Annotated in this window: 22 protein-coding genes and 1 tRNA gene; 9 read left to right on the forward strand and 14 right to left on the reverse strand. The window is 68.5% G+C overall.

Annotation, left to right across the window (positions count from 1 at the left end):
• Positions 1-6: 6 nt before the first annotated feature.
• The 3 genes from QSJ59_RS05995 to QSJ59_RS06005 all read right to left on the reverse strand — a co-directional run bounded on the left by QSJ59_RS05995 (position 7) and on the right by QSJ59_RS06005 (position 3359).
• Positions 7-1152, reverse strand: coding sequence for a cystathionine gamma-synthase (locus QSJ59_RS05995; RefSeq protein ID WP_285757680.1), 1146 nt, complete (start codon positions 1150-1152; stop codon positions 7-9).
• A 71-nt stretch (positions 1153-1223) separates the two neighbouring features.
• Positions 1224-1871 carry an acyltransferase gene (locus tag QSJ59_RS06000; protein WP_285757681.1) on the reverse strand — a complete coding sequence of 216 codons (648 nt, stop codon included), beginning with the start codon at positions 1869-1871 and terminating at the stop codon, positions 1224-1226.
• 120 nt (positions 1872-1991) lie between these two features.
• A complete protein-coding gene (locus QSJ59_RS06005) occupies positions 1992-3359 on the reverse strand; it encodes a cystathionine beta-synthase (RefSeq protein WP_285757682.1) in 1368 nt (455 codons plus the stop codon).
• 275 nt (positions 3360-3634) lie between these two features.
• Between QSJ59_RS06005 and QSJ59_RS06010 the strand changes: the two genes are divergently transcribed.
• From QSJ59_RS06010 to QSJ59_RS06020, 3 genes are all read left to right on the forward strand, one after another.
• Entirely contained in the window at positions 3635-4666 is a 1032-nt protein-coding gene (locus QSJ59_RS06010) for an SGNH/GDSL hydrolase family protein (RefSeq protein WP_285757931.1), read from the forward strand.
• A 65-nt stretch (positions 4667-4731) separates the two neighbouring features.
• Positions 4732-5955: an acetyl-CoA C-acetyltransferase gene (locus QSJ59_RS06015; protein ID WP_285757683.1), complete on the forward strand. Its 1224-nt coding sequence runs from the start codon at positions 4732-4734 to the stop codon at positions 5953-5955.
• Positions 5956-6177: 222 nt separating this feature from the next.
• Positions 6178-6423, forward strand: coding sequence for a DUF4287 domain-containing protein (locus QSJ59_RS06020; RefSeq protein WP_285757685.1), 246 nt, complete (start codon positions 6178-6180; stop codon positions 6421-6423).
• A 109-nt stretch (positions 6424-6532) separates the two neighbouring features.
• Here QSJ59_RS06020 and QSJ59_RS06025 read toward each other — a convergent pair whose 3' ends face one another.
• The 3 genes from QSJ59_RS06025 to pruA form a co-directional block, all read right to left on the reverse strand.
• Entirely contained in the window at positions 6533-7438 is a 906-nt protein-coding gene (locus QSJ59_RS06025; protein WP_285757687.1) for a Bax inhibitor-1/YccA family protein, read from the reverse strand.
• Between the two features lie 167 nt (positions 7439-7605).
• Entirely contained in the window at positions 7606-8532 is a 927-nt protein-coding gene (locus tag QSJ59_RS06030) for a proline dehydrogenase family protein (RefSeq protein ID WP_285757689.1), read from the reverse strand.
• 165 nt (positions 8533-8697) lie between these two features.
• Positions 8698-10326 carry an L-glutamate gamma-semialdehyde dehydrogenase gene (pruA, locus tag QSJ59_RS06035; protein ID WP_285757691.1) on the reverse strand — a complete coding sequence of 543 codons (1629 nt, stop codon included), beginning with the start codon at positions 10324-10326 and terminating at the stop codon, positions 8698-8700.
• Positions 10327-10459: 133 nt separating this feature from the next.
• Between pruA and QSJ59_RS06040 the strand changes: the two genes are divergently transcribed.
• The gene (locus tag QSJ59_RS06040; protein WP_285757692.1) at positions 10460-12124 is read left to right on the forward strand and encodes a PucR family transcriptional regulator; all 1665 of its coding nucleotides are present in this window, start codon (positions 10460-10462) and stop codon (positions 12122-12124) included.
• A gap of 81 nt (positions 12125-12205) precedes the next feature.
• On the opposite strand, the gene QSJ59_RS06045 is transcribed toward QSJ59_RS06040, so the two are convergent.
• The 7 genes from QSJ59_RS06045 to eno all read right to left on the reverse strand — a co-directional run bounded on the left by QSJ59_RS06045 (position 12206) and on the right by eno (position 19500).
• A complete protein-coding gene (locus QSJ59_RS06045) occupies positions 12206-13681 on the reverse strand; it encodes an amino acid permease (RefSeq protein WP_285757693.1) in 1476 nt (491 codons plus the stop codon).
• 304 nt (positions 13682-13985) lie between these two features.
• Positions 13986-14059 (reverse strand) — tRNA-Leu (locus QSJ59_RS06050).
• A 110-nt stretch (positions 14060-14169) separates the two neighbouring features.
• Positions 14170-15549, reverse strand: a complete 1380-nt coding sequence (locus QSJ59_RS06055) for an NAD(P)/FAD-dependent oxidoreductase (RefSeq protein WP_285757695.1) — start codon at positions 15547-15549, stop codon at positions 14170-14172.
• 382 nt (positions 15550-15931) lie between these two features.
• Positions 15932-16924 (reverse strand): Ppx/GppA phosphatase family protein, encoded by a 993-nt coding sequence (locus QSJ59_RS06060; protein ID WP_285757697.1) that lies wholly within the window; start codon positions 16922-16924, stop codon positions 15932-15934.
• Positions 16921-17502 carry a DUF501 domain-containing protein gene (locus QSJ59_RS06065; RefSeq protein WP_285757698.1) on the reverse strand — a complete coding sequence of 194 codons (582 nt, stop codon included), beginning with the start codon at positions 17500-17502 and terminating at the stop codon, positions 16921-16923. The genes QSJ59_RS06060 and QSJ59_RS06065 overlap by 4 nt, the downstream gene beginning before the upstream one ends.
• 68 nt (positions 17503-17570) lie before the next feature.
• A complete protein-coding gene (locus QSJ59_RS06070) occupies positions 17571-18212 on the reverse strand; it encodes an FtsB family cell division protein (RefSeq protein WP_285757700.1) in 642 nt (213 codons plus the stop codon).
• 4 nt (positions 18213-18216) lie between these two features.
• Positions 18217-19500: a phosphopyruvate hydratase gene (gene eno / locus QSJ59_RS06075; protein ID WP_285757701.1), complete on the reverse strand. Its 1284-nt coding sequence runs from the start codon at positions 19498-19500 to the stop codon at positions 18217-18219.
• A gap of 484 nt (positions 19501-19984) precedes the next feature.
• On the opposite strand from eno, the gene QSJ59_RS06080 reads away from it, so the two are divergent.
• The 5 genes from QSJ59_RS06080 (at position 19985) to QSJ59_RS06100 (ending at position 25545) form a co-directional block, all read left to right on the forward strand.
• Entirely contained in the window at positions 19985-21034 is a 1050-nt protein-coding gene (locus tag QSJ59_RS06080; protein ID WP_285757702.1) for an ABC transporter substrate-binding protein, read from the forward strand.
• Between the two features lie 118 nt (positions 21035-21152).
• A complete protein-coding gene (locus QSJ59_RS06085) occupies positions 21153-21953 on the forward strand; it encodes an ABC transporter ATP-binding protein (protein ID WP_285757703.1) in 801 nt (266 codons plus the stop codon).
• Positions 21943-22854, forward strand: coding sequence for an ABC transporter permease (locus QSJ59_RS06090; RefSeq protein ID WP_285757705.1), 912 nt, complete (start codon positions 21943-21945; stop codon positions 22852-22854). Before QSJ59_RS06085 ends, QSJ59_RS06090 begins: the two co-directional genes overlap by 11 nt.
• 175 nt (positions 22855-23029) lie before the next feature.
• A complete protein-coding gene (locus QSJ59_RS06095; RefSeq protein ID WP_285757707.1) occupies positions 23030-23941 on the forward strand; it encodes a sulfite exporter TauE/SafE family protein in 912 nt (303 codons plus the stop codon).
• A 164-nt stretch (positions 23942-24105) separates the two neighbouring features.
• Complete coding sequence (locus QSJ59_RS06100; RefSeq protein WP_285757709.1) at positions 24106-25545, forward strand: FtsW/RodA/SpoVE family cell cycle protein; 1440 nt, start codon at positions 24106-24108, stop codon at positions 25543-25545.
• Here the strand turns inward: QSJ59_RS06100 and mazG are convergent.
• Positions 25502-26173, reverse strand: a complete 672-nt coding sequence (gene mazG, locus QSJ59_RS06105; RefSeq protein WP_285757932.1) for a nucleoside triphosphate pyrophosphohydrolase — start codon at positions 26171-26173, stop codon at positions 25502-25504. The two genes, QSJ59_RS06100 and mazG, sit on opposite strands and share 44 nt — an antisense overlap.
• Between the last annotated feature and the right edge of the window lie 58 nt (positions 26174-26231).

Genomic DNA, 26231 nt, shown 5'->3' on the forward strand with positions numbered 1-26231 from the left:
TGCGGTCTACTCCCCCAGAGCGGTCAGCAGGTCGGCGACGAGGTCGTCACCGGACTCGATTCCCACGGAGATCCGCACCAGGTCGGCGGGAACCTCCAGCGGTGACCCCGCGGTGGAGGCGTGTGTCATGCGTCCCGGGTGTTCGATGAGGGACTCCACGCCTCCCAGCGACTCCGCCAGGGTGAACAGTTCGGTCCGATCGCACACCCGCAACGCCGCCTCCTCGCCGCCGCGCAGCCGGAAGGAGACCATCCCTCCGAAAGCGCTCATCTGGGCTGCGGCGACCTTGTGGCCGGGGTGCTCGGACAAACCGGGGTACAGGACCTGAGCGACGGCGGGGTGCTCGACCAGTTCGGCGACGACGCGCTCGGCGTTGGCGCAGTGACGGTCCATGCGCACGCCCAGCGTCTTGATCCCGCGCAGGGTCAGCCACGCGTCGAAGGGACCGGCCACCGCTCCCATCGTGTTCTGGTGGAAGGCGACGCGCTCCCCCAGCTCGGCGTCGGCCGTGACCAGCGCCCCGCCGACCACGTCGGAGTGCCCTCCCAGGTACTTGGTGGTGGAGTGCACGACCGCGTCCGCGCCCAGCGTGATGGGACGTTGCAGGTAGGGCGAGGCGAAGGTGTTGTCCACGATCAGCAGCGCGCCCGCCGCGTGCGCGATCTCGCCCAGTGCCCCGATGTCGGCGATGTTGAGGAGCGGGTTGGTGGGCGTCTCGACCCAGACCGCGACCGTTTCCGGGCGGATCGCGGCGCGTACGGCGTCCAGGTCGGACAGGTCCACGGCATCCCAGCCGACGCCCCAGCGCTGTAGGACCTTGGACACCAGTCGGAAAGTACCCCCATAGGCGTCGCCCGGGATGATCAGGTGGTCCCCGGGCTTGGCGATGGTGCGCAGCAGGGTGTCCTCTGCCGCCATGCCCGAAGCGAAAGCCAGTCCGCGCGCCCCCGACTCCAGTGCCGCCACGCACTCCTCCAGGGCGGCGCGCGTGGGGTTGCCGGTCCGGGAGTACTCGTAGCCCCCACGCAGCCCACCCACGCCGTCCTGGCGGTAGGTGCTTGTCTGGTAGATGGGGACCACAACCGCACCGGTCTCGGCGTCGGCCTCCTGACCAGCGTGGATGGCCAGTGTTTCAAAACCCTCGTAAGTCATGGGCTCAGGGTAGTGCCGCCGCCGCACCGATTCCGCGCGCTTTCCACGGATCGGGCGGGTGAGGTGTGCCCTCAGTCGGCGGGCGGAGCCGCGTTCTCACGGAGGGGCGGCGACCAGCCGTCTTGCGCATCGTAACGGCGGACGACCCGACCGGGGACCCCCGCGATGACGCTGTGGTCGGGGTAGTCGCCCGGCCGCACGACCGAACCGGCCGCAACCACGCAGTTGCGCCCCAGATGTACCCCCGGGAGGATCACCGCGTTCGCACCGATCCAGGTACCCGCACCGATACGCACGGGGCTTTCCGCGGGCCACTGGTGCCCCACAGGGGTCTCGGTGTCGGCGTAGACGTGGTTCTGGTCGGTGATGTAGACGTAGGGGCCGGTGAAGACGTTGTCCTCGATGACGATGGACCGGTGTGCGACCACGTGCGAACCGCGGCCGATGGTGCAGCCGTCGCCGATGGTGACGAGCGGTACCGGGCCGAGGTCCAGGCCGGGGACGAATCCGGCGGTGAGGGTGATGTCGCCGCCCAGGAGCGTGTGGGCGCCGAGGCGGATCCAGGGTTCGCCGAAAACGGTGGCCGGCGGGAATGCTATCGAGGTTCCCTCCCCGTAGGCCGCGAAGCGCGCCGCAGCATGCGACCCCCGTTTGATGTCGGCCTTGCGTCTGGCCCATGACCAGGCCGCGCGCACCGCCCAGGAAATCAGCCGTGACACCGCTCCCCTCCTCCGCTCGCCGGCACTACCGAGGGGCATCAGTCAACCAGTGCCGGGCAAGCCCCCTGTCCCGGGGGCGCCGTCCGGGGGCCGGCCGCGGCGGGCCGACCCCGGACCGGGTCAGCCCGCGAGGTGGGCGAGCAGGTCCTGGCGGGTCAGCAGCCCGGCGGGCTTCCCGTCCACGAGGACGACCACGGCGCCGGCCTGCTGAAGCAGCTCGACGCACCGGCTCACCGGCTCACCGGATCCCGCCAGCGGCAATGGGGCGCTCATGTGCGACTCGACCGGGTCGCTCAGCTCGGCGCGCCCGTTGAACAGGGCGTCGAGAAGGTCCCGCTCGGCAATCGCGCCGACGACCTCGGCCGCCATGACCGGAGGCTCTTCCTTCATCACCGGCAGCTGGGACACCCCGTACTCGCGCATGATGGCCACCGCGGTGCCGACGGTCTCGTCCGGGTGCGTGTGCACGAACTCGGGCAGCGAGGCGCCCTTGCCCGCGAGGACCTGTCCCGCGGTCGCCTCCTCGGTCTCGGCGGAAAGGAAGCCGTAGTCGGCCATCCACTCGTCGTTGAAGATCTTGCCGAGGTAACCGCGACCGCCGTCGGGCAGCAGGACCACGATGACGTCGTCGGGCGCGGCGGTGGCCGCCACCTTGAGCGCGGCGGCGACAGCAAGCCCGCAGGAGCCGCCGACCAGCAGTGACTCGTCCTTGGCGAGCTGACGGGTCATGAGGAAGGACTCTTTGTCGCTGACCGCGATGACCTCGTCGCAGATCTCGGTGTCATAGGTCTGGGGCCAGATGTCCTCGCCGACACCCTCGACGAGGTAGGGGCGTCCGCTTCCCCCGGAGTAGACCGATCCTTCGGGGTCGGCCCCGATGACCTTGACCTTTCCTCCGGAGACCTCCTTGAGGTAGCGTCCCGCGCCGGAGATGGTGCCGCCGGTACCGATCCCCGCGACGAAGTGGGTGATGCGGCCTTCGGTCTGCTCCCACAGTTCCGGGCCGGTGCTCTCGTAGTGCGACTGGGGGTTGTTGGGGTTGGTGTACTGGTCGGGCTTCCAGGCGTCCGGAGTGCTCTCGGCGAGGCGGTCGGACACCGAGTAGTAGGAGTCGGGGTGGTCGGGGGCGACCGTGGTGGGGCAGACCACGACCTCTGCACCGTAGGCGCGCAGCACGGCGAGCTTGTCGTTGCTGACCTTGTCCGGGCAGACGAAGATGCAGCGGTACCCCTTCTCCGCCGCCACGATGGCAAGTCCCACGCCGGTGTTGCCCGAGGTGGGCTCGACGATGGTCCCACCCGGTTTGAGCAGGCCCTTCTTTTCCGCATCCTCGACCATGCTCAGGGCGATCCGGTCCTTGACCGACCCGCCGGGGTTGAAGTATTCGACCTTGGCCAGGACGGTCGGTGCGAGTCCTTTGGCGACCTTGCGCAACCGAACCAGCGGGGTGTCGCCGACCAATTCGATCAGAGAGTTGTAGACCCGCATCAGCGGCTCCCCCTTGCTTTCTAGCGTGCTCCTGCAACCGTGGATCTCACGGCGCTCACTGTCAGCAGCGGTCATTTCACCGCCACAGAGCCGGTCGAGCCGGTTTTCATTCGACCTTAACGCGGGCTTCGGGCTCCACGACCTCACTCGCACAGTTCACGCGAGGTTCGTCGTGTCGCGCACCCTCCCGGCATAACCTGACTGTTTGGATGACGTGGTGGGGATAAGCCTTCACCCTCGCACCCGGCAGCTCGACGCAGGAGGCGAAAGGCATGGTGCTGCGCGCCGCACGCGCACGGAGGATCGCGACCGCCACGGCGTTCGGGGGCGGTGGACTGACACTGTTGGGCGCCAGCACCCTGGTCCTGCTGTATGTGCAGGTCCGCGCAGCCTACCGGTCGATCGGGCAGACCGAGTGGAAGCGCCCCAAGGACAACGGGCTCTACGGCACCGGCGACGGCGAGCCGATCCGATTCGTGATGATGGGCGACTCCACCGCCGCCGGCTTCGCGGTGACCGATGCGTTGCAGACACCGGCGGCGTTGATCGCCTCGGGCCTGGCGGCAGCCGCGGATCGGCCTGTCCGGTTGCGCAACGTGGCGAGGGTGGGGGCGACCTCGCGCGACCTCCTGGCGCAGTTGGAGAAGATCCGCCCCCTTTCACCGCGCCTGGCCGTCGTCTTCGTCGGGGCCAACGACGTGACGCACCGGATTCGCCCTGCCGACGCGGTCGCCCACCTGCAGTACGTGGTCCGAGAACTGGTCGGCGCCGGCACAGCGGTGGTGGTGGGCACCTGCCCCGACCTGGGGACGGTGCAGCCGTTCGCGCAGCCGCTGCGGTACATCGCCCGTCGGGCTTCACGTCAGCTGGCCGCGGCGCAGACCATCGCGGTGGTCGAGGAAGGCGGTCGCACGGTATCGCTGAGCGACCTGCTCTCCGACGACTTCCAGCTGTACCCGGATGAAATGTTCGGCCCGGACCGCTTCCACCCCTCTGCGCGTGGCTACGCCCAGGCCGCGACCGCGGTCCTTCCTTCCGCGTGCGCGGCGCTGGGCCTGCTTCCCGAGCCCGTTGATCCCGCAACCGGGCGAGGCGAAGGCGTACTGCCGGTGCACCGCGCAGCGGCGGCCGCGGCCGAACGGGCCGGGACCGAGGTCAGCGGCGCGCGCGTGGCCGGAGTCGAGCACGGTCCACGGGGCCGCTGGGCGCGGCTGCTGCGCCGCGAGGCCCAACCGGACGCCACCGGTTTCCAGCAGGATCCGACCAATGAGACCCCGCAGGCCGACAGCGGACCCGCCAAGCGTTAACGTGCGAGTAACCAAGCAGGCACTACGGGTCTGCTCGGCACCGCTTCGACAGAAAGGCCGCGAACATGCCCGAGGCAGTCATCGTCGCAACGGCGCGCTCCCCCATCGGACGGGCGTTCAAGGGATCTCTCAAAGACCTACGGCCCGACGACATCGCCGTGCAGATCATCTCGGCGGCCCTCGCCAAGGTGCCGCAGCTGGACCCGTCGACCATCGACGACCTGCTGGTCGGTTGCGGGCTGCCGGGTGGCGAGCAGGGATACAACCTGGCTCGGGTGATCGCGGTCCAACTGGGCCTGGACACCGTTCCGGGTGCGACCGTCACGCGCTACTGCTCCTCGTCGCTGCAGACCACCCGCATGGCCTATCACGCGATCAAGGCCGGCGAGGGCGACGTGTTCGTCTCGGCCGGCGTGGAGATGGTGAGCCGGTTCGTGAAGGGCAGCAGCGACTCCCTGCCCGACACCAAGAACCCGCTGTTCGCCGGTGCCGAGGCCCGCACCGAGAAGCGCGCCGAGGGCGGAAGTCCTGCGTGGGGCGACCCGCGCGACGACGGCGACGTGCCCGACGTCTACATCGCGATGGGCCAGACCGCGGAGAACGTCGTCCAGCTTCGCGGCCTGTCGCGCCGGCGTCAGGACGAGTTCGGTGTGCGCTCGCAGAACCTGGCCGAGAAGTCCCTGGACAACGGTTTCTGGGAGCGCGACATCACCCCGGTGACCCTCCCCGACGGCACCGTGGTCTCTGCCGACGACGGTCCTCGACGCGGCACCACCTACGAGAAGGTCTCGCAGCTCAAGCCGGTTTTTCGCCCGGACGGAACGGTAACGGCCGGAAACTGCTGCCCGCTCAACGACGGCGCGGCAGCGTTGGTCGTCATGAGCGACGTCAAAGCCGCCCAACTGGGCATCACACCGCTTGCACGAATCGTCTCGACCGGCGTGACCGGCCTGTCCCCCGAGATCATGGGCCTGGGGCCTGTCGAGGCGTCCCGCCAGGCGCTGGCGCGGGCGAACATGGCGATCTCCGACGTGGACCTGGTGGAGATCAACGAGGCGTTCGCCGCACAGGTCCTGCCCTCGGCAGATGACCTGGGGATCGACATCGAGGCGAAGCTGAACGTCAACGGCGGCGGCATCGCGGTGGGCCACCCGTTCGGGATGACCGGTGCCCGCATCACCACGACACTGATCAACAGCCTGAGCTTCCACGACAAGACCTTCGGTCTGGAGACCATGTGCGTGGGCGGCGGGCAGGGCATGGCCGCGGTGTTCGAACGACTGAGCTGATACCGGCACACCACCCGGGAGCGGGGCATCGCATGTGAATTTTCCGCTTTGCCGGTGATAACGGTTTATTGCCGCTGTATCAATCGGACACACGCGCGAAGTCGTCCGGAAAGTAAAAATGGATCTACGGAATCGCGCGTAAAAGGTCGCGACAAAGCCTTGTCCAAACCGTGATCGTGTTGCAGGGTCGAAGGCAAGTGCCGATCACTCTCGGAGGTGCCTATGTCACTGACCCACTCGCCGGAGAAACACGCACTGCTCATCGATCGAATCCCGACCGTCACCGGTCGCAAACTCCACGAGTGGTTTGACGTTCTGGAACGAGGCCCTGGACTCGCCAGTTGCTCGGAGCGGTCCCACTGGCTGACCGACGAGTACGGACTCAGCAACGGCTACGCCCGCGCGATCGTGCAGGAGTTCGACCGCCGCCGCCGCAACCGCTCGACCGTCCCTTCCCAGCGCTCCTAGCGACCGCAATCGCCGAGGACCCCACTGGATCAACCGAAAGCGCCGCACCCGAAGCTGATCGGGTGCGGCGCTGATCGTCCACCGATGTTGCCCTGGGGCATACCGGCGGCTATTCGCTGAAAATTGCCTGGATCATCCAGAGCAGACGCAGGATCTCGATGTAGAGCCAGACCAGGGTGACGGTCAGGCCGAAGGCGAGCTGCCAGGAGAAGTTCTCCGGGAGCCCCATCTCGATGGCGTCGTCGACGCCCTTGAACTCGATGGCCAGCACCAGCGCGGCGATCACGATGACCACGAGGCTGACGATGATGCCGAGCGGGCTTGCGGTACGCAGGCCCAGGCCGCCGTCGATGAAGAAGCTGAGCACGAAGTTGGCCAGCAGCAGCACGAAGATGCCGATGGCAGCGGCCGAGACCACCTTGATGAAGGTGTTGGTGACCCGGATGACCTTGAACTTGTACAGCGCGAGCATGCCGCCGGCCACGAACAGGGTGCCGAAGATGGCGGGAACGACCAGACCGCCGCCGGTCATGTTGGCCAGCGAGCTTTCCAGCACGAAGCTGAAACCACCGACGAACAGACCCTCGAGCACCGCGTAGGTGAGGATGAGGGCGGGGTTGTTGGACTGCTTGAAGCTGATGACCAGGCCGAGGATCAGCGCGCCGATGGCACCGACGATGGTCAGCAGCAGAGCCAGGCCGGGGTTGGCCATGGCGAGGAAGTAGGTGGCGACGGCGGCGAGCACGACGGTTCCCAGCGTGAAGCCGGTCCGCATGACCACGTCGTCGATGGTGATCGGGCGGTAGTCGGCACCGCGCGCGAAACCTTGCTGGGGGTAGCCGGGCTGCTGCCCGTACCCCTGCTGGGGGTAGCCGGGCTGCTGCCCGTACCCCTGCTGGGGGTAGCCGGGCTGCTGCCCGTACCCCTGCTGGGGGTAGGAGCCATATGCGCCTGCGCCTCCCCGGCCAGACGACATGACCCGCTTGAGAGCGGGGTTGGAACTGCGCATCCGCATTTTCGTAGTACACCTTTCAGGGCGTAATTGTCCTGCGAACAACGTAACGCACGCCCTGTCACAGGGGTTCCCGCGAATTCGTCACAGTCCCGAATCAGTCATCGCGCCATGACAGGCGCGGCCTCCTTCCCGCCCGGGAAGGAGGCCGCGGTACTGAGCGGGCGGGGTCAGCGCCGGCCCACCAGCGAGCGGGCGAAGAAGGCAAGGTTGGCCGGACGCTCGGCGAGGCGGCGCATGTAGTAGCCGTACCATTCCTCGCCGTAGGGAACGTAGACCCGCATACGCTTGCCCTCGGCGGCGAGCGCGGCCTGCTCCTCGGTGCGGATCCCGTAGAGCATCTGGTACTCGTAGGAGTCCGGGGTGCGGCCGGCCACCGACGCGAGATGTCCGGTGATCTTGACGATCCGGGGGTCGTGCGAGGCGACCATCGGATAGCCGGAACCGTTCATGAGGACCTTCAGGCACCGCACGTAGGAGCGGTCGACCTCTGCCTTGTCCCGGTAGGCGACCGACTCCGGCTCGTCGTAGGCGCCCTTGCACAACCGCACCCGGGACCCTTCGTGGGCCAGGTCGCGGCAGTCGGCCTCCGTCCGGCGCAGGTACGCCTGCAGGACCGCGCCCACCCACGGGAAGTCGACCCTCAGTTCACGCAGGATGGCGAGGGTGGAATCGGTGGTGGTGTGGTCCTCCATGTCCAGGGTCACGGTGGTCCCGACCGCGGCGGCCGACGCACAGATCTGTCGGGCGTTGTCCAGCGCGATCTTCTGGCCGTCGGCCGGCAGGAACTGTCCGACCGCTGACAGCTTCACCGAGACCTCCGCCCGCGGGGCGAGTCCCTGCTCGCCGAGCGCGGTCAGGAGCCTGGTGTAGGCGGTGACGGTGCTTTGGGCCTGGGCCGCGTCGGCGACATCCTCGCCCAGGTAGTCGAGGGTGACCAGGCGGTCGGTGGTGAGGTCGCCGACGACCGGGAGGGTCTCCTCCTGGGTGGTCCCGGCGACGAACCTGGTGACCATGGCGCGGGTGAGGGGTGTGCGCTCGACGAAGGTGCGACAGGCCGCCGATCGCGCGGCGATCAGCAGAGGCGTGCGGAGCATGGTGAACCTCGGCTCGTGGTTTCGGCTGCGGAAGAGACCGCCCCGGGCCGGTCGGCCCCGGGGCGGCGGGGTGCCCGAAGACCCGCCCGCCTCGTGGGCGTGCAGGTGCGTCGGCCGCACCTCATCAGGGCGCGCATCGGGCGGAGGCCCGACGCGCGCACCCCTTTAACCCTGGTGGGGGTAGCGGTAGGACGTCGGCGGAACGAACGTCTCCTTGATGGAACGGGGGCTGCTCCACCGTGCGAGGTTGGCCGCGGAGCCGGCCTTGTCGTTGGTGCCGCTGGCGCGGGCGCCGCCGAAGGGCTGCTGTCCCACGACCGCACCGGTGGGCTTGTCGTTGACGTAGAAGTTGCCCGCCGCGAAACGCAGCGCCTGTGAGGCCCGGGTGACCGCGGCACGGTCGGTGGCGATGACCGCACCGGTCAGCCCGTAGGGGGCTCCGGTGTCCACGGTTTGCAGAACCTTGTCGAAGTCGCCGTCCTCGTAGACGTTGACCGCCAGCACCGGACCGAAGTACTCGGTGGAGAAGACCTCGTGGCCGGGGTCGGAGCCCAGCAGGACGGTCGGGCGCACGAAGTAGCCCTGTGAGTCGTCGGCGGTCCCGCCTGCGAGCACTTCGAGGGTGGGGTCGGACTGGGCCGCGTTGAGCACTCCGGAGAGCCGGTCGTAGGCACGGCGGTCGATGACCGCACCCATGAAGTTGGTGAAGTCGGTGACGTCGCCGACGCTGATGGACTCGACCTCCGCGATGAGGTCGTCCTTCATCCGGTTCCACACCGAACGTGCGACGAAGGCGCGCGAGGCGGCCGAGCACTTCTGGCCCTGGTACTCGAAGGCGCCGCGCACCATGGCGTTGCGCAGGATCGCGGGATCGGCCGAGGCGTGCGCGACGATGAAGTCCTTGCCGCCGGTCTCGCCCACGATGCGCGGATAGGAGCGGTAGCCGGCGATGTTCTCCCCGACCGTGCGCCACAGGTGCTGGAAGGTGCGGGTGGATCCGGTGAAGTGGATCCCCGCGAGGTCGGGGTCGGTCAGCGCGATGTCGGAGACGGCCAGACCGTCACCGGTGACGAGGTTGATGACGCCCGGGGGCAGTCCGGCCTCTTCGAGCAGCCGCATGGTCAGCTGTGCCGCGAAGGTCTGGGTGGGTGAGGGCTTCCACACCACGACGTTGCCCATGAGCGCCGGAGCGGTGGGCAGGTTGCCGGCGATGGCGGTGAAGTTGAACGGGGTGATCGCATAGACGAAGCCCTCTAGGGGGCGGTGGTCGGTGCGGTTCCACACTCCCGGGGCATTGGCCGGAGGCTGCTCGGCGATGACCTGGCGAGCGAAGTGGACGTTGAAGCGCCAGAAGTCGATGAGCTCGCACGCGGAGTCGATCTCGGCCTGCATGGCGGTCTTGGACTGGCCCAGCATGGTGGCGGCGTTGATGCGCTGGCGCCACGGCCCCGACAGGAGGTCGGCGGCGCGCAGAATGATGGCGGCGCGCTCGTCGAAGGGCGTCTCGCGCCAGGCGGGGGCCGCCTGCTTAGCCGCGGCGATCGCTGCACGCGCGTCGTCGTGGGTGGCGTTGCCGAGCGTGCCGAGACGGGAGGCGTGGGCGTGCGGCTGGACCACGTCGATGCGCTCGCCACCGCCCATCCGACGCTCCCCGCCGATGGTCATCGTGAGCTCGGCCGGGTCGGCGGCCAAGGTCGTGAGCGCAGAAGCCAACTCGGCCCGCTCCGGGCTGCCCGGCGCGTAGGTAAGGACCGGCTCGTTAACCGGCGTGGGCACGTTCGTCACGGCGTCCATGGACCGCTTCCCCCTCATGCGTATCGTCGTCGTTGAACTGGACAAACGGTATGCCGAGAACCCCAGGTGAGTCTTGTGGGCGCGGCCACTTTTTGCGAGTCTTATTTGTTCGATAGAACAAAACAGGGGGGTCATGAAGAACGAATCGGTTTCCGGCGAAACGGCGCCCGCAGCCCGGGGGCCCGAGTCGTACGGGGTTCCGCTGCGGCAGTTGCTGCTCGCGGTGGGCGAGCCGGTGGTGGATGTGCTGTCGGCACCGCGGGGGCTGGACGTGACCGTCGGCGACGTGGTCATCCTCGACCCCGAGGAGGAGGCGGTGGCGGGCCCCGGCGACCTGGTGCTGCTGATCGGGGTACGCGGTCGGGCAGCGGCCCGGTTGGTGCGGGTGGCCGCCCGGCTCGGGGCCACTGCGGTTGCGGTGAAGGTCGACGGCCCTGCTGAGACCGCGCTGCTGCGCTCACTGGCCGCGGACGCCGGAGCAGCTCTGCTGGCCGTGCGCCCCGAACTGCGCTGGGAACAGCTACAGGCACTGTGTCGCAGCGTGGTGGACGACGCCAGGCTGGGGCGCGACACCGACCTCGGGGAGGCGGCCGGCGACCTGTTCTCGCTCGCGCAGACGATCGCCACCCTGACCGGCGGACTGGTCAGTATCGAGGACGCGGCGAGCCGGGTTCTGGCCTACTCGGGTGGCGAGGACGCCGACGAACTGCGCCGCCGCTCGGTACTGGGTCGCCAGGGGCCGGAGCCCTATCTGGCATTGCTGCGCGACTGGGGGGTGTTCGCCAAACTGCGCGGCGGCGAGGAGGTGGTCCGCATCGACGAGCACCCCGAACTGGGGATTCGCCGTCGCCTGGCCGTAGGCATCCACGCCGGCTCCCAACCGCTGGGCACTATCTGGGTGCAGGAGGGCGCACTCGCCCTGACCGCACAGGCGGAGGAGGCCCTGCTCGGTGCCGCCCGGATGACAGCACTGCACCTGGTCCGCCAGCGCACCGAACTCACCGCGGGGTTGCGGCTGCGGGAGGACCTGCTCGCTGGGCTGTTGGAGGGCCGGGTGGAACCCATGGCGCTGGCCGACAGCGTCACCGTGAACGCCGAGCACGCCGTGGTGATGCTGGTCTTCACCCTTCGGACGGGTGAAGACGGGCAGCTCGCGGACCGGTCGGCAGCCGAACTCAACCGCCGGCAGATGACCAGCCTGATCAGTGTGCATGCCGCCGCCTACCGGCGCGAGGCGCTGGTCACGACGCTGGGTACCCGGGTATACGTGCTGCTCCCGGCGCTGGCACGGCGCACCGCCGAGGCATCGGTCGTGGCGCTGGCCCGCAAGATCGTGGGGGCGGCCGGACGACTGCTGGGGGTCAGGGTGCAGGGAGCGGTCGGGTCGATGGTGGACAGCTTGGCCGACGTCCGGGGCTCGCGCACCGAGGCCGACCGGGTTCTGGACGCCATGGGACGGGACCTGGAAATGGACGTGGCGACCATCTCCGACGTACGGGCGCGCGTGCTGGTCGGGGAAACCCTGGCGCTCCTGCGTGCCGATCCCCGGCTGCGCGACCCGCGGGTGACACGGTTGGTGGCGCACGACACGGCGCACGGGTCGGAGTTGGTGGCGTCACTCATCGCCTACTTGGACTTCTTCGGCGATGTGCGGGGTGCAGCCTCCCGGCTGCATGTGCACCCCAACACGCTGCGCTATCGGGTACGCCGTGCCGAGACGGTGAGCGGCGTGGACCTGTCCGATCCCAACGAGCGGCTGTTCACCCAGCTCCAGCTGCTCCTGGAGCGCGAGGCCTGACCGACGTTCTCTTTCACCGGGCGGGCCACGACGCGAACCACGCGCAGGGGGCGGGCCGCCCGGCGGACGAACGGATGAGGGTCAGCCGGAGGCGGGGCCGTCGGGGACGGCTGTCCCGGCGGGCGGACGGTTCAGGTTGGACGCGCGGTAGGAGTACAGACCGTAGATGACCAGGCCGATCAGCAGCCATCCTCCGAAACGGATGAAGGTGTGGACGTCGAGGAAACTGATCAGCCAGAGCGAGAAGACGATTCCGATGGCGGGCACGACGGGCATCCCCGGGCAGCGGAAGGAGCGCGGCAGGTCGGGGCGGCGGTAGCGCAGCACGATGACCGAGGCGCAGACCACGACGAACGCCGACAGGATGCCGATGTTGGTGAGAGTGGCAGCCTCACCGATGGGAAGCAGGCCGGCCAGCACCGCGGAGAGCACCCCGGCGATCCAGGTGACCCGGACCGGCACGTTGTGCTTCGGGTCGGTCTTGGCGAACCACTTGGGCAGCAGGCCGTCCCGGCTCATCGCGAACCAGACACGGGTGACGCCGAGCATGAAGGTGAACATGACGGTGAGGATGCTGATGACCGCCCCGACGGCGATGAGGTTGGCCAGCCAGCCCAGGCCCACCGACGCGAACGCCGCGGAGAAACCCGCCTCGGGGTCGATGTCGGTGTACTTCTGCATGCCGGTGAGGACCAGGCAGGCAAGTACGTAGAGCACCATCGAGACGGCCAGGGAGAGGATGATCGCCCGTGGCATGTGCCTGCGGGCATCGGTGGCCTCCTCCGCGGCGGTGCTCATGGCGTCGTAGCCGAACACCGCGAAGAAGACGACCGCAGCTCCGGCGAAGGTCCCGGTGACGCCGAAGGGCAGGAACGGCGAATAGTTGGCGGGGTCGATGTAGAAGACACCGACCATGACGATGACCAGGACGATCACCACCTTGATGGCCACGACCACGGTCTCGAAGCGGGCGGCGTTGCGGACTCCGCGGGTCAGCAGGAAAGCGATGAACAGGCACAACAGGACCGCGACCAGGTTCACCCGGTAGGTGCCCTCGGGCACCCCGTCGGGTTCGGTCCCCGGCGCGCCCATCATCCACGCGGGCATCGTCAATCCGATGCCTTGGAGAAAGAAGTTGAAGTAGCCGGAGATGCCGATGGCGACCACCGCCACGATGGCGATGTACTCAAGCAGCAGGTCCCAGCCGATGAACCAGCCCACGATCTCACCGAGCACGATGTAGCCGTAGGTGTAGGCCGAGCCTGCGCGTGGGATGAGACCCGCGAACTCCGCGTAGGAGAAGGCTGCGGCCGCGCTGGCGATACCGGCGATGAGAAAGGAGAAGAGCACACCGGGGCCCGCCGTGTCACGGGCGACCGCGCCGGCGAGGGAGAACACACCGGCGCCGATGATGGCGCCCACACCGATGGCGGTGAGGTGCCACAGTCCGAGGGATCGGGTCAGACCGCTGCCTTCCACGACGTCGTCGGCACCGTCGTCGATGGGTTTGCGGCGAAGAACACCGGACCCCTGCCCGAAACTTTTTGTGGATTCCATCGAATCGTCCCGTTTTCCCGCTCGGCATCACGCCATGTCCCACGACACGTCGCGTGAGGAACGGTACGCGGTCACATCGACACGGTGTGTGTTCGCCGCGAGGAAAGTGGTGTACGGGATCGATCCGACCGCAAAGGGAGTACCGGACGGGGGCGGAACCCCCGCGGCAAGGACCAGGGCAACGAGTGCGACGGTCCGTCCGACGGCCGAACGGCCGGCCATGGAGTGACGGCGACCACTGCCACCTGCACGGGAACCATTTGGCCGTACGTTCCGTTAGAAGTCTGGACATCCCTGCCCGAAGTACCCCCGGTCGGACTCGAACCGACACTTGTGACCCTTTTAGGGGGCCTGCCTCTACCATTGGGCTACGAGGGCGGGTCCAGCATACTCCCACGCACCATTTTTCGGGTTCGGATCCCTTTGCTCCCGGCGCGTGCGGACGGCCGTACCCGGGTCGGGCACGGCCGTCTCGACGGTGATACGGGCTAGCCGACGCGGCGCAGCAGCTGGCCGTTTTCGATCTGGGGCTTGCTGGCCTCGGTAAACGCCTGGCGAGGGTCGCCCATCTCCGGCAGGGACGCGAAATCGCGCCGCAGGAAGAAACCGAGCGTCCAGTCCGAAAGTACGCGGAATTTGCGGTTGAACGTGGGGACCGCGAGCAGGTGATAGGACCGGTGTGCGAGCCAGGCCAGCCGACCCGTCAGCTTGATCCGCCCGAACAGCTGCGCGGCGCCCTTGTTCAGTCCGAGGCCGGCGACGGCACCGAGGTTCTTGTGACGGTAGGGCGAGAGCTCCTTGCCGCGCAGCGTCGCGATGACGTTGCCCGCGAGCACCGGTGCCTGACGGACCGCGTTCTGGGCGTTGGGCGGGTAGTAGCCGCCGTTGCCGTCGGGAACCTGGGCATTGTCCCCGCCCGCGAAAGCACGGTCGACACCGTTGACGGTCAGGTTCTCGCTGGTGTCCACGTGCCCCTTGGGGCCGAGCGGCAGGTCGGACGCCTGGACGACCGGGCTCGGCTTGACCCCGGCGGTCCACACGAGGGTTCCGGCAGCGAACTCACTGCCGTCGCTGAGCTTGATCTGCTGGTCGACGGCCGACTCGAGAAAGGTCGAGAGGCGCACGTCGATGCCGCGCAGGCGCAGTTGGCTGAGCGCCTTGGAGCCGACCTCGGGACCGACCTCGGGCAGGATCTTGTCCGCGGCCTCGATGAGGTAGAAGTGCAGGTCGTCGATGCTGATCGACGAATAGATCCGGGTGGCGTCGCGGGCGAGGTCCTCCAGCTCGGCGATGGCCTCGGCGCCCGCGAACCCGCCGCCGACGAACACGAAGTTCAGTGCCTTGCGACGGACAGCGGGATCGTCGGTGGAGTCGGCGATGTTGAGCTGCTCAAGAACGTGGTTGCGCAGGTAGGCGGCTTCGCCCACGGTCTTGATGCCGATGCCGTGCTCGGCGAGCCCCGGGATGGGGAGGGTGCGCGAGACCGCGCCGGCGGCCATGACGACGTAGTCGTAGGCGATGTCGCGCAGCCCGCCTTGGGCCGGCTCGAACTCGACCTTGCGGTTGGCGTGGTCGATGCGGACGACGCGCCCGGTCAGGACCTTGGTGCGGCGAAGGACCTTGCGCAGCGGAACCACGACGTTGCGGGGGGAGATGCTGCCCGCGGCGGTCTCGGGGAGGAAGGGCTGGTAGGTCATGTAGGAGTTGGGGTCGACGACGGTGATACGGGCCTCGCCGGCGCCCAGCTTCTTCTCCAGCCGCATCGCGGTGTACATCCCCAGGTACCCACCACCGATGATGAGCACGTGCGGGATCTCCGATTCGTCACCACCGCCGTGAACCAGTCGGTAGTTCCTGCTCTCGGTCATCGCATATCCGCCCTTGGTTCCCACATCCTGCCACCGACACGGGTGGCGAAGATTGGTAAGTCTTCTTTGACTGACATCTCTGCACTCAGTTTTCCGGAGAAGAGATGGACTTCTTCACGCTCCCGCGAGATCTCACCCATCCCGCGCTCGCTTGTGCATCCTTTCACAAGCATCCCCCGTCAAGAAAGGTACAAGTCAGAAAGGTTTAGACCACAAAAAAGCCGACCGATCCTCTATCGTTGCAGGTCAAGAGCCTTGTGAACGGCTTCACGCGGCCGGGGCAACGTGATGGGCCTCACCCGCGAATTCCGACAGCAGAGGACGAAAGCCCCTGTCCCGGGCACCGGTCGCCCGCCCCTGAACCGACGGGCGACCGGCCCGTCTAGGGCTGCTCGGACCCCAGCGCCAGGCTCCAGGCGATACCGTCCAGAATGTCGTGCTCACTGGTGACGAACTCGACCGCACCGGTACGGGCCAGGACCCGGTCCAGGATGAGTGCACCGGCGCCGATCACGTCCACCCTGCCCGGGTGCATGACATCGATCTCGGCGCGCTTCTCCCGCGGCATCGCCAGCAGTTCCCCCGCGATCTCGCGCACCCGGTCCGCACTGATGCGGGAGTGGTGGATACGGTCGGGGTCGTAGGCGTCGAGGCCCAGCGCGATACCGGCCACGGTCGTGGCGGTGCCTGCCACGCAGACCACCGTTGCGGCTTCGGCGAGCGGTACGACGGCGGCCGCCTCGTCCAGGGCCGCCTCGATGTCGGCGGTGGCCGCAGCGATCTGCTCGGGAGTCGGCGGGTCGGCGCTGAAGTGGCGTTCGGTCATCCGGACGCACCCGATGTCCACCGATCGAGCGCTGCGGACGACATCGTCCGTGTCGCCGTCCGTGTGCCCCAGCACGAACTCGGTGGAGCCGCCTCCGATGTCCACGACCAGGTAGGGGCGCGCGAAGCCGTCCGCCTCGTCGATCGCCTCAAGCTCGGCGGTGGCTCCCACGAAAGAGAGCTCGGCCTCCTCGTCACCGGTGATGACCTCGGGTTCGACCCCGATGATCGCGTGTACCCCGTCCAGGAAATCAGCCCGGTTGGCGGCATCGCGGGTGGCACTGGTGGCCACCATCCGCACGGTGTCGGGCCCGGGCTCGACACCGTGGGCGCGCATCAGCTCCGCGTAGTCGCGCAGCGCGGCGAACGTGCGCTCCAGTGCCTCCGGTGAGAACGCGCCCGTACGGTCGACTCCCTCTCCGAGCCGGACCACCTCCATCCGCCGTTGGAGGTCGAGCAGCTCGACCTCCTCGTCGCCGCCGGTGATGAGTCCGCACAGCAACAGGCGGATGGAATTGGTACCGCAGTCGATCGCCGCGACCGTGTTCACTCGTCGTCCTTGGTGTCGTCGGTGTCGTCAGTGTCGTCGGTGCGCTCGCCCACACATACGCAGGGGCCCTTGGCCCACCACTCGGGGAGAACCTCCAACGCTTCCTGGCCGAACGGGTTCGTCCCCGGAACCGCCAGTTCGTGACCCACCAGCGCGTGCAGGCACTTGACCCGGGCGGGCATGCCCCCCGCGCTCTGCATCCCCGCGGGCAGCGGCTCGACGCCGGCCTCAGCGGCGAGCGCGTCGCGTTCGGCAAGGTAGGACTCATGCGCCCGGGTGTAGGCCTCGCGCAACTCGGGGTCGGCGGCCAGACGCTCGGTCATCTCGCGCATCAGCCCCCCGCCTTCCAGCGTGCCGATGGCCGAGGCCGCACGCGGGCAGGTCAGGTAGTACATGGTCGGGAACGGGGTGCCGTCCTCCAGACGGGGCGCGGTGCGCACGACGTCGGGAAGGCCGCACGGGCACCGATGGGCCACCCCGCGCACCCCCCGCGGCAGCCGGCCCAGCTGGAGTTCGACTGCGGCGATGTCATCACTGGTGAACCGCCCCTCGGGGGCGGACTGATCTGGGGAAGTCATGTCGGTTTCAGCCTAGCGGGCTGCCGCCTCCCGACGATCACGTCCGTACGCCCTCGCGGGCGCAAGGATCAGGGGGCGCGGGGCGGGGCCTGGGCTTCGGGAATTTCCTCGCTGTCGCTTGGCAGCACGTCAGCGGCGACGACCGACTTCCACAGCTGGGTGAACCAGGGGTCACTCGGCGCGCTGTCCTCCGGGACGTCCGTAGCGGGGTCGTTGCCGTCGAGGACCACGTACGCCTGTTCGCCCGGATATTGATAGTGCAGTCTGGAGCGCGCCTCACGCTCGATGTAAGCGGGGTCCTGGAGCTCGGCCTGACGCTCGGTCAGTTCTTGGACCGCCTGCTCGGTACGGGCCTTCTGGTCCTTGAGCTGAGCGATCTCGGAACGCTGGGCGATGTACTCGCGCAGGGGGTAGGCCAGGCTCAGGGCGATGACGCAGACGAGCAGGCCGAGGATCGCCGCGCGACTGGTCAGCGCCGGCCGGGTCCGCGTCGGCCGCTCGGCCGGGTCCTCAGCCCGCGCGGCGGGGGCCGGCTTCCCGGCCGGTGCCGCTTTGGCCTTGGCGGTCGTGGCGGCCGGCTTCGCCGAAGCAGCCGGCTTGGGCTTGGCCGCCCCATGGGCCGTCGGGGCGGTACGGCCGGAGGCACCGGAGGCCGAGGGCCCCGTCTTGCGCGGACGGGAGCCCTTCGGCGGCTCCGGCACCTTCGGCATGGGGCTACGCCTCCCGGGCGAAACGCGGGAAGGCGCCAGCGCCCGCATAGACGGCCGCGTCGTCGAGCTCCTCCTCGATGCGCAACAGCTGGTTGTACTTGGCGACCCGCTCGCTGCGCGCGGGGGCACCGGTCTTGATCTGGCCGGCGTTGGTGGCCACCGCGATGTCGGCGATGGTGGTGTCCTCGGTCTCGCCGGACCGGTGGCTGATCATGGCGGTGTAGCCGCTGCGCTGGGCCAGTGAGACGGCGTCCAGGGTCTCGGTGAGCGTACCGATCTGGTTGACCTTGACCAGCAGCGAGTTGGCCGTGCCCTCGGTGATGCCGCGCTGGAGGCGCTCGGGGTTGGTGACGAACAGGTCGTCACCGACGAGCTGGACGCGGTCGCCCAGGGCCTGGGTGAGGTGCTTCCACCCCTCCCAGTCCTCTTCGTCGAGGGGGTCCTCGATGGAGACGAGGGGGTAGGCGTCGACGAGCTCGCCGTAGTAGGCGGCCAGCTCCGCGGAGCTGATGGCCTTGCCCTCGAACTGGTAGGAGCCGTCCTTGTGGAACTCGGTGGCTGCGACGTCCAGGGCGAGAGCGATGTCGCGGCCCGGGGTGTAGCCGGCCTTCTCGATGGCCTCGATGATGAGGTCGAGCGCTGCGCGGTTGCTCTCCAGGTCGGGAGCGAACCCGCCCTCGTCGCCGACGCCGGTGGCCAGGCCGTGCGCCTTGAGGACTCCCTTGAGGGCGTGGTAGACCTCGGTGCCCCAGCGCAGTGCCTCGCGGAAGCTGGCCGCTCCGATGGGAGCGATCATGAACTCCTGGATGTCCACATTGGTGTCGGCGTGCGCGCCACCGTTGAGGATGTTCATCATCGGCACGGGGAGCACGTGGGCGTTGGGGCCGCCGATGTAGCGGAACAACGGCAGGTTGGCGCTCTCGGCTGCCGCCTTGGCCACGGCCAGGGAGGCGCCGAGGATGGCGTTGGCCCCGATACGGGACTTGTCCGGGGTGCCGTCGAGGTCGATGAGCGCGCGGTCGATCAGGCGCTGCTCCTCGGGGCCATAGCCCAGCAGCTCGTCGGCCACCTCGTCGTTGACAGCGGTAACGGCCCGCTCGACGCCCTTCCCGCCGTAGCGGTCGCCGCCGTCGCGCAGCTCGACCGCCTCGAACTGACCGGTGGACGCACCGCTGGGAACGGCTGCGCGGACGGTCGTCCCGTCGTCGAGCAGGACCTCGACCTCGACCGTCGGGTTACCGCGGGAGTCAAGGATCTCCCGTGCCTGCACTGCCTCGATCGACGACAACGTAGTACTCCATTTCCTCGCGTCTGGCCGTGGTTCTTCGCCCGCTGCGCGTCGCGTGCGGCCGGGAACCACGTTCGGCGTGTCATCTGACACGGCGGCCGCACGGGCAATAGCGGGCGTACTTGCCGCCCTGGGGCCGCGCGAACCACCCTGAGCCTACCGAGCCTGGCGCGACGGAGTCTCCCCCACTCCCCGGATTGGTTTAGTCCATTTTTCCCACCATCCTGATCAGGGACAACGCACCCATGGTGGAACGGCGATCCACTCGAAGGCGATCACCGACGGGTCCGGCGTGTCGGAATCCGCGCGCATGGGGACCGAAAGCAACGGCACAACGACGGTAGGCGAGCAGGTCGACACCGAACAGTAACGATAAAACCCATCGGATAAATCGGGATTGACTGTCGGACGATTCTGTTCTCTACTGTTCAGGTAGGAATTACGTACCCGCACCCCATTGGTTCCCCTGAAGGGCTCCCGACCCATGACCGCGAGACGACCCCGCCCCCTGGCCACCGCCGCGGCCGCCTGCACCCTGGCCCTGGTCGCCACCGCCTGCGGCACCGGCTCAGCGACCGGCGAGACCGACACCCTGACCCTCGGCTACTTTCCCAACATCACCCACGCCCCCGCGCTCGTGGGCGTGGAGAACGGGATCCTGGCCGACGCACTCGGCGCAGACGTCGAACTCGACACCCAGACCTTCAACGCCGGCCCCGATGCGATCAACGCGTTGTTCGCCGGCGAGATCGACGCGACCTTCATCGGCCCCAACCCCGCCATCAACGGCTGGTCGGAGTCCAGCGGCACCGCACTGCACATCATCGCGGGGTCGACCTCGCGGGGGGCCGGCCTGGTGGCCCGGCCCGGCATCGAGTCGGTGGACGACCTCGAAGGCACGACCATCTCCACACCGCAACTGGGCAATACCCAGGACGTGGCGCTGCGCTGGTGGGCCCAACAGCGCGGCTGGGAGTTCGATACGGAGGGCGGCGGCGACATCTCGATCGTCCCCCAGGGCAACTCCGAGATCGTGCAGGCGTTCCTGACCGAAGAGATCGACGCCGCGTGGGTGCCCGAGCCGCACCTCAGCCGTCTGCTGATCGAAGGCGAGGGCAACCTCCTGGTGGACGAGGCCGACGAGTGGGCCGACACCGACGGCGAGTACGTGACCACGCACCTCATCGTCAACCAGGACTTCTTGGAGGCCGCACCCGACCTGGTGGCCAAGCTGCTGAGCGGCCATGTGGAGACCGTGGCCTGGATCAACGACAACTCCGAGGACGCGCAGACCGTCGCCAACGACCACCTGGAGAAGATCAGCGGCGACCGGCTGGACGACGCGATCGTGGCCTCGGCCTTCGAGAACCTGTCCTTCACCACCGACCCGGTGGCCGAGTCCCTTCGTGGCAGTGCCGAGCATGCCGAGGCCGTGGGCCTGCTCGAACCGGTCGACCTGGAAGGCATCTACGCCCTCGACCTGCTCAACGAGGAGCTGGAGAAGGCTGGCCAGGAGCCCGTGTCGGGCTTCTAGGGGCGGCTTATCGGTGGGGCCGACTCCGCGCACGGCGTTCTGCGCCGGGAGCGGCCCCGCCCACGACGAACGAATCGACACCGCCGGCCGACGCCGGCGAGTGGCCTCGGAGGAAGCGATGACCCCAGTCCCCAAGGACGCCGCCGCACCGGCGTCCCCCACCGGCACCGCCGACCCGCCCGCCGTGCGCATCCATGACCTGGTCAAGGTCTTCGGCCGCGGCAAGCACACCCTGACCGCGTTGGACGGCCTCTCCCTGGAGGTGGGCAAGGGCGAGTTCGTCTCCGTCCTCGGCGCCTCAGGGTGCGGCAAGAGCACTCTGCTGTCCCTGGTGGCCGGCCTGGACGCACCCACAGCGGGCACCGTCACCGTCGGTGGGCACCGGGTCTCCATGATGTTCCAGGAGGCCGCACTGTTTCCGTGGCTGACGGTGGGGTCCAACATCGAACTCCCCATGAAGGTGCGAAAAGTCGCGCGGGCCGAACGGCGGCGCCGGGTCGAGGAGCTGCTCGCCCTGGTCCGGCTCAGCGGATTCTCCGGCCGGTTGCCGCACCAGTTGTCGGGTGGGATGCGCCAGCGCGTGGCCCTTGCCCGCGCCCTGGCCCAGGACGCCGATGTGTTGCTCATGGACGAACCGTTCGGCGCGCTGGACGCCATGACCCGCGACATCCTGCACGACGAACTGGAGCGGATCTGGCGCGAACGCGATCTCACCGTCCTGTTCGTCACGCACAACGTGCGTGAAGCGGTCCGGTTGGGCGACCGCGTGGTGCTGCTGTCCAGCCGTCCGGGCCGAATCATCGAGGAGTTCCCCGTGGTGGAGGAGCGCCCGAGGCGGATCGACTCCGTCGAGGTCGCCGCACGAGCCGCCTCGATCACCGACCGGCTGCGAGCGGAGGTGGCCCGTCATGCCGCTTGACTCGGCGACGACGGCCCAGCAGAGGGCCGATGCGCGAACCGGGCAGGACGAACGCGAGGTCGCGGGGCTGGACGCCCTCGAACTGGGCCCGCAGCGCCTCGTCGAACCCAATGGGTTCGCGGTGTGGGGGAAGCGGCTGTGGGACGCCTCATGGCCCAAGGCCCTCGCCCTGGTCCTGGTGCTGGGTGCCTGGCAGGCGGTGGTGTGGAGCGAGTGGAAGCCGGAGTTCGTCTTCCCCGGTCCCGACAAGGTCCTTCCCGTGCTGCTGGGCGAGGTGACCACCCCCCGTTTCTGGGAGGCGATGCAGGTCACCATGCAGCGGGCCCTCAGCGGTTTCGCGCTGGCGGTGGTCGTGGGCGTGCTGGTGGGCGTGGCGGTCTCGCGGATCAAACCGCTGCGCGCGGCGATCGGCTCGCTGATCACCGGCCTGCAGACGATGCCTTCGATCGTGTGGTTCCCGTTCGCGATGCTGCTGTACGGGATCACCGAGTCCGCGATCATGTTCGTGATCATCCTGGGCGCGGCCCCCTCCATCGCCAATGGACTGGTCTCCGGCATCGACTACGTGTCGCCGAACCTGTTGCGGGTCGGCCAGGTGGTCGGGCTTCGCGGTATCGCCCGGTACCGATACCTGATCGTCCCTGCGGCCTTGCCGACGTTCGTGGCAGGGCTGAAACAGGGCTGGGCATTCGCCTGGCGGTCGCTGATGGCCGGCGAACTCCTGGTGATCATCGACCAACAGAACTCGATCGGCTGGGCGCTGAGTCAGGCCCGGACGATGAACAACTCCGAACGGCTGCTGTCCTACATCCTGATCGTGCTGATCATCGGAATCGTGATCGACATCTTCTTCAGCTACGCGGACAAGTCGATCCGCAAGCGCTGGGGCATCAGCACCTGACGTGTTCTCCGGTTGCCCGGCATCGGCCGGACAACCGGCAGGATGCCCCGCCTCCCGGCCGAAGTCGTCGCCCCGGGACTGGTGAGCGGTCGGGGCCGCGGCCTTTTGACCTGCCGAACCACCTGTCGTCTACAATTCCGACCTAAGCAGTCGATTAGACGGGAAGGCGTCCTCGATGCAGACCCTCGTCCTGCTCGCCGCGGTCGGTCTGGTGGCCCAACTCGTGGACGGCAGCCTTGGAATGGGTTACGGCGTCACCTCGACCACGCTCCTCCTCGCCCTGGGCGCGACTCCCGCGACCGCCTCTGCGACCGTTCACCTGGCCCAGATCGGGACGACCCTGTCGTCCGGGGTGTCGCACTGGCGCATGGGCAACGTGGATTGGGGCGTCGTGCGGAGGATCGCGGTGCCGGGCGCGATCGGTGCCTTCGTCGGGGCGACCGTCCTCAGCAGCGTCTCCACCGAACTGGCAGCGCCGTTGATGTCGGGCATCCTGCTGTCGCTGGGCGTTTATGTCCTGGTGCGTTTCACCGCCTGGGGAACCCCGCGCGGCCACCTCGGCAAGCCGCTGCGCACCCGGTTCCTCGCCCCGCTCGGCCTGGTCGGCGGATTCGTCGACGCCACCGGAGGCGGCGGCTGGGGGCCCGTGAGCACCCCTGCCCTGCTCGCCAGCGGACGGCTGGAGCCGCGCACGGCGATCGGTTCGGTCAGTACCAGCGAGTTCATCGTGGCACTGTCGGCGAGCCTCGGGTTCCTGACCGGCCTCGGCCACTCGGGCATCAACCTGGCCTGGGCCGGCGCTCTTCTCATCGGCGGTGTGATCGCCGCTCCGTTCGCCGCATGGATCGTGCGCTACTTCCCCGCACGGGTCCTGGGCTCGGTGGTGGGCGGCATGATCATCATGACCAACATCCGGACCGTCGTGAACAGCGACTGGCTCCCTCTGGACGGCACCCCACGAATAGCTGTCTACCTGCTGGTTCTTACCGTCTGGGTGGGAGCGGTGGTGTGGTCGGTACGGGCCCACCGCATGGAACGGTCCGCCGGAACGGATGCCGCCCGACTCCCGACCCCCGTCCGCGGCTGAAGGGGCCCGCCACCGCGCGACAGGGCCTTCCCCGTCCCGGGTCCCGGTACCGCGCGCTCTTCCCACCAGGCGACCCGCTGCCCCCTCTTCACCCCTGGCCGACCATCACACGCTTATAGTTCGCACTGTCCGATACCCGAGAGAGGATGAGCAAGGCGGAGGGGATGACCGAGAAGACGACGCCCCGCCCCGGGCGGCGCCGCACCGTCGAACTGCTGATGCTGCTGGCAGCGATCACGGTCTTCGTCATCGGCTTCAGCCTCGCCGGGCTCGGAGTCAACGGCAGCGTCCCACCCGTTCTGGCCCTGTTCACCGGGGTCCTCGGCGGGGGTGCGATCGCGGTGCACATCGCACTGCGCTACCTGGCCCCTTGGGCCGATCCGCTCATGCTGCCACTGGGGGTTCTCCTCAACGGCATCGGACTCGTGGTGATCTGGGGCCTGCACGCCGAGGCCGGACGTGACGGGTCCGGAGCCCTCAAACAGCTCATGTGGACCGGTCTGGGCCTGGCACTGTGCCTGGCCGTGCTGGTGGTGGTGCGCCGTCCCCAACTGTTGCAGCGCTACCCCTATCTGATGGCGCTGGCAGGCGTGCTCCTGATCGCGTCCCCCATGCTGCCGGTGGTGGGCCTGGACCAGTACGGCGCGCGGCGCTGGCTGTCCTTCGGCACGATCACCGTGCAGCCCTCGGAGTTCGCCAAACTCCCTCTGGTGGTCTTCCTCGCCGCCTACCTCGGTGTGAAACGGGACGTGCTGGCGCTGGCTGCCAAACAGGTGATGGTGCGCGAGGTCAAGGTGTTCAGCCTGCCCCGGATGCGCGACATGGGGCCGATGACAGCGGCGTGGGGCATGGCCATCCTCGTCCTGGTCGGCACCAAGGACCTGGGGACCTCGCTGCTGTTGTTCGGTTTGTTCCTCGCGATGTTCTACATCGCCACGCAGCGCAAGTCCTGGGTGGGGATCGGCCTGGCGATGTTCCTCGCCGGCGCCTACGCCGCCTACCTGATCTTCTGGCACGTCCAACAGCGCGTCGCGATCTGGCTGGCGCCGTTCGACCCTGAGGTCTACCGCCAGCAGGGCGGCAGCTACCAGGTTGTCGAGGGTCTCTTCGCGCTCGCTGACGGCGGGCTGCTGGGGATCGGCTTCGGTGCGGGCCGCGCCGCGACCCTGTTCGCGTCCGACTCCGACCTCATCCTGGTCTCGATCGGGGAGAAGTTCGGCCTGGCCGGGCTCAGCGCCGTGATCCTGGCGATCCTGCTGCTGGTGGAGCGGGGGTTCAGGGTGGCACTGGCCTCACGCGAGCTCTTCGTCAAACTGATGACGGCCGGACTCGCGTTCCTTTGGGCGTTCCAGGTGTTCGTGGTGCTCGGCGGGGTCACCCTGCTGATCCCGCTGACCGGCATGACGACTCCGTTGCTGGCCATCGGAGGATCGTCGCTGACCACCAGTTGGATCATCATCGGGCTGTGGCTTCGGGTGGGCGACACCGCACGCCGTCCTGCGCAGGCGGTCACCGGGGAGCCGGGCGAGACCGTGGAGATCTCCCTCAACGACGGGAGGCTCACTGCTGTGCGGCCCAGTACCTCCGCCATTGATCAGATGTGAGGGCCCTCGGGTCCAGGCCGTCGTCGCGAGCGGCGCCCTCTGCGGCACGCAATCGGGTGTCGAAACGGCGGGCCGCCGCGCGCAGGTCCAGTTCCGGATCGGCCTCGGCCCGACGCTCTGCCGCCACTTCGGCGAACAATCCGCCTCCGGGACCCCGGTCGTCACCGATGAGCTCCTCGGGAACCCCATTGCGTACGGCACGCTTTTGCAGCTCGTAGGCCAACAGAGCCCCCGGTTGGGCGAAAGGGACCCCGGCCAGCACGGAGGTGTCGGCGGCCTCGCCCTGCTCAGCGCGCTCGGCCGCCTTGATGGCCTCCCAGTTGGCCTTGACCTCGTCGGCACCCGACACCTGCACGCCTGCGAAAACGTGCGGGTGCCGCCGCGTGAGTTTGTCGATGACGGCGTCGGCCACGTCGTCGATGGTGAAGCCTTCCGGGCCGCGCTCCTCGGCGACTCGGGCGTGGAAGACCACCTGGAGGAGCACGTCGCCGAGCTCCCCGGCGAGGGCGTGCAGATCGCCGCTCTCGATCGTCTCCAACGCCTCGTATGCCTCCTCGATGAGGTACTTCGCCAACGTCTCGTGCGTCTGTCCCGCATCCCAGGGACATTCGCGGCGCAGCGTGTCCATGACCTCCACCAGCGCGAGGAGCCGGTGGCCGGAGGACTGGTCGGCGTGCTCTTCCACT

It is taken from the genome of Nocardiopsis ansamitocini, assembly GCF_030268225.1.
Classification (GTDB): domain Bacteria; phylum Actinomycetota; class Actinomycetes; order Streptosporangiales; family Streptosporangiaceae; genus Nocardiopsis_D; species Nocardiopsis_D ansamitocini.